This window comes from Neoroseomonas alkaliterrae (assembly GCF_014199195.1).
GTDB classification, from domain to species: domain Bacteria; phylum Pseudomonadota; class Alphaproteobacteria; order Acetobacterales; family Acetobacteraceae; genus Neoroseomonas; species Neoroseomonas alkaliterrae.
In genome coordinates this window covers 1-3,198 of record NZ_JACIJE010000032.1, presented here as the reverse complement: position 1 = coordinate 3,198, position 3,198 = coordinate 1, and the positions used below count along the sequence as shown (strand labels likewise).

The 3,198-nt window shown below is 72.8% G+C and carries 8 protein-coding genes; 6 read left to right on the top strand and 2 right to left on the bottom strand.

Annotated elements, in window-relative coordinates; translation table 11 throughout:
• Window positions 1-399 (top strand): phage major capsid protein (locus tag FHS88_RS20295; protein ID WP_456306814.1); only part of this gene is annotated, 399 nt, incomplete at its 5' end.
• 186 nt (window positions 400-585) lie between these two features.
• Here FHS88_RS20295 and FHS88_RS20290 read toward each other — a convergent pair.
• A complete protein-coding gene (locus FHS88_RS20290) occupies window positions 586-903 on the bottom strand; it encodes a type II toxin-antitoxin system PemK/MazF family toxin (protein WP_338146693.1) in 318 nt (105 codons plus the stop codon).
• A 1-nt stretch (window position 904) separates the two neighbouring features.
• Entirely contained in the window at window positions 905-1,165 is a 261-nt protein-coding gene (locus FHS88_RS20285; protein ID WP_211842893.1) for an antitoxin MazE family protein, read from the bottom strand.
• A gap of 74 nt (window positions 1,166-1,239) precedes the next feature.
• Here FHS88_RS20285 and FHS88_RS20280 point away from each other — a divergent pair, with 74 nt between their 5' ends.
• The 5 genes from FHS88_RS20280 to FHS88_RS20260 all read left to right on the top strand — a co-directional run.
• A complete protein-coding gene (locus tag FHS88_RS20280; RefSeq protein ID WP_184487302.1) occupies window positions 1,240-1,587 on the top strand; it encodes a DUF2190 family protein in 348 nt (115 codons plus the stop codon).
• Window positions 1,584-2,240 (top strand): structural protein, encoded by a 657-nt coding sequence (locus tag FHS88_RS20275; protein WP_184487301.1) that lies wholly within the window; start codon window positions 1,584-1,586, stop codon window positions 2,238-2,240. The genes FHS88_RS20280 and FHS88_RS20275 overlap by 4 nt, the downstream gene beginning before the upstream one ends.
• Window positions 2,237-2,512, top strand: a complete 276-nt coding sequence (locus FHS88_RS20270; RefSeq protein WP_007005774.1) for a hypothetical protein — start codon at window positions 2,237-2,239, stop codon at window positions 2,510-2,512. The genes FHS88_RS20275 and FHS88_RS20270 overlap by 4 nt, the downstream gene beginning before the upstream one ends.
• A gap of 6 nt (window positions 2,513-2,518) precedes the next feature.
• Window positions 2,519-2,827, top strand: a complete 309-nt coding sequence (locus FHS88_RS20265) for a head-tail joining protein (RefSeq protein ID WP_184487300.1) — start codon at window positions 2,519-2,521, stop codon at window positions 2,825-2,827.
• A gap of 3 nt (window positions 2,828-2,830) precedes the next feature.
• The coding region (locus FHS88_RS20260) for a DUF6441 family protein (RefSeq protein ID WP_338146692.1) at window positions 2,831-3,198 on the top strand (368 nt) is incomplete at its 3' end.

Sequence of the window (3,198 nt, the reverse complement as noted above, 5' to 3'; positions counted from 1 at the left end):
CTCGCCACCGGCCGCGCCGCCATCATGCGCCAGAAGACCCTCGACGGGCTGCCGATCGCGATCGGCTCCTCGATGCGCCTGCTGGTCGGCCCGAACCAGGAACTCGCGGCGCGGCAGCTGACGGTCAGCGTCGCCGCGACGCAGACGAGCAACGCGAACGTCTTCGCGGGCTTCGTGCAGCCGCTGGTCGAGCCGCTGATCCAGAACAATCGCTGGTACCTGTTCTCGGATCCGCTCTCGGCGCCGGTCTACGTCTATGGCTACCTGAACGGGGCGGAGGGACCGCAGGTCACCACGGGCCCGGTCTCCGGCGTCGACGGCGTCGAGGTCAGCGTGATCTTCGACTTCGGCGTCGGCGCCATCGACTGGCGCGGCGCCTGGTTCAACCCGGGCACCTGACGCGAGGCAGCCTGCGGCGGGATGCAGGTGCACGGCCGCGCTTGGTCGGTGGCTCCAGCCGCGCGACCGGTCGGCCGTGCTCCAGGATCAGCACCGGATGGCCGCGCTGGGCCCGGCGGAAAAACCACATCAGTCTCCGCCGCACGACCTCCGCCGGTATGCGAACGGCGAACCCCATCGCGTGCCTCACGCAAAACCAAGGAACACAGCGAGGCTGCGGTTCAGCGCCACCGCCTCGTCGTCGCTGATCCGGCCGATTGTCTGTCCGATCCGGTCGCGCCGCACGCTGGTCAGCTTGTCGACCATGATCCAACTCGGTGCCCGCAGTGGGAGCCGCGCGCTCGGCGCCAGCGGCAACCGGAGCAGCGCCGCGTCGTGCGCCACGGTCGTCACCGGGCAGACCACGACGCTCAGCGTCTGGTCATACAGGTCGGACTGCACCACCACCGCAGGGCGGGGCTTGCTCGCGTAATCCCCGCCGCCGCGATCGGCGACGATGACCACGTCACCGCGGCGCATCGGTTTCGGCAGCGTCGTCCTCGTCGTCGGGCCACGCCGAGTTGCGCTCGATGAAGCCCATGATGTCTTCGAACTCCGCGCGATTCGCGTCGACCACCCGCGACTGCCGGCGCGCTTCCTCGGCGAAGCCGGGGGCACGGGTGTCCGGCACCCAGATCTGGATCGGGCGCAGACCTCGCTTGCGCAGCTCCGCCCGGTGGGCGGCCACGCGCTTCCGCACTTCGGACGCGGCCATCGGCACCTCCATCGGCCGTTACATGTAACTCGCCGACCGGCCCCATTCAAGGCCGATCTCTCTCCCTCTCAACAGCAGGAGTACCCATGCGGAACTTCGTCCAGCCGGGCGACAGCCTGGCCGTCGCCGTCCCCTATGCGGGCGGCGTCACCGCCGGCCAGGGCGTACTCGTCGGCGCGCTCTTCGGCGTCGCCGCCGTCGACGGCGCGCAGAACGCTGTCATCGAGGCCGCCACCCAGGGCGTCTTCGACCTCACCAAGGAGCCGTCGCTGGCCATCACTGCCGGCGCGCGGGTCTTCTGGGACAACACCAACCGCCGCGTCACCACCACCGCGACCGGCAACTTCTCGATCGGCATCGCCACGGCGGCGGCGTTGGCCGCGGACGCGACCGTGCGCGTCTGGCTCAACCGCGTCCCGGCGTCCGGCGCATGAGCGGCGATCCGAAGACCAGCCGGGGCTACCGCAACCGCAACCCCGGCAACATCGAGCACCTCGCCACGAACAAGTGGCTCGGCCTCGAGACGCCGCCCTCGGACGGGCGCTTCTGCCGCTTCCGATCGCACCAGCACGGCATCCGCGCGCTGGCCCTGCTGCTGCAGAGCTACCAGGACCGGCACGGCCTGCGCACGGTCCGCGGCATCGTCGCGCGCTGGGCGCCGAGCCACGAGAACGACACGCACGCCTACCAAGCGGCGGTCGCCGCGCGCCTCGGGGTCGGGCTCGACGACCCGATCGACCTGCACGACGCGACGACGATGCGCGGGCTCGTCGAGGCGATCATCCGCCATGAGCTCGGCGGCATGCCCTACGCGCCGGACACCATCGCGGAGGGCCTGCGCATGGCCGGCCTGGTGCAGCCAGGCCTCGCCTACAGTGGCACCGTGCGTGCGGCCGCGGGCTCGGTGGTCGCCGGCGTCACGGCGGCGGCGGTGGTCGATGCCGTCACGACGCTCGCGCCGCATGCCGAGGGCCTGGCTTCGGTCCTCCGGGCGCTCGGCCCCTGGGGCGTCGCCGCCGCGGTGATCGGCGTCGCGGCCTGGACCATCCACCAGCGGCTGCAGCGGCAGCGGGAGGTCACCCGATGACGGACCATGACCGCGAGCTCGGCACCATCGTCACGCGCCTCACCGAGATCGAGCGGCGGCTGGCCGAAGGCGACAAGGACATGCGCGAGCTCACCCGCACCGTGACCGAGCTGGTCAAGGCGATGGCCGGCCTCACCGCGCGGCTGTCGCTTGCGGCGGGTGGGGTGCCGGGCGCCTCGCCCGCGATCCCCGCGACCGGTGCGGCTGCAGCCGGCGGCATCGTCGGCGCGGCGGTCGGTGCGAAGCTCGCCTCCTGGCTCGGGCTCGGCTGACCCGCCATGGGCGTGTTCGACGAGGCGCTGGCGGTGCTCGCGGCCGACGCCAACCTCGGCGTCGAGGCGAGCTACCGCGCGGCGGGCACCGGCGCACCCGTGTCGCTCCGCATCCTGCGCTCCAGCCCGGATCGCGTCGCGGACGCCTTCGACACGCCGCTGCTGCGCGCGACCGACGTGCTGACCGTCGCCATCGGCCTGCTGCCAGCGATCGAGGCGGGCGACACCTTCACCATCGGCACGGACCTGCTGACGGTGGACAGCGCGGAGCGGGACGCTGCCGGGGTCGCCTGGCGCGTGCTCTGCCGGCGATAGGCCGTGCGGCTCACCGCCATCGTCGGCGATCTCCGCAAGGCGCTCGCCGAGGAGGTCCGCGCCGGCGAGCGCGCCGCCTCCCGCGCCGTGCGCGCCGAGACGGACGCGCTGAAGACTGAGCTCCGCGGCCAGGTCACCGCCTCGCTCGGCGGCAAGGCGCGGGGGATCGCCAATGCCTGGCGCTCGCAGGTCTTCCCCCGCACCGGCGTGTCGATGCGCGCCGCCGGCCTGGTCTGGAGCAAGACCCCGCTGGTGATCGACGCCTTCGAGCGCGGCGCGCTGATCCGGCCGAAGGGCGGCGGGCGGTTTCTGGCGATCGCCACCGGCTTCAACGCCGCGCGCGGCTGGCGCGGTCGCGGCGACAAGGGGCT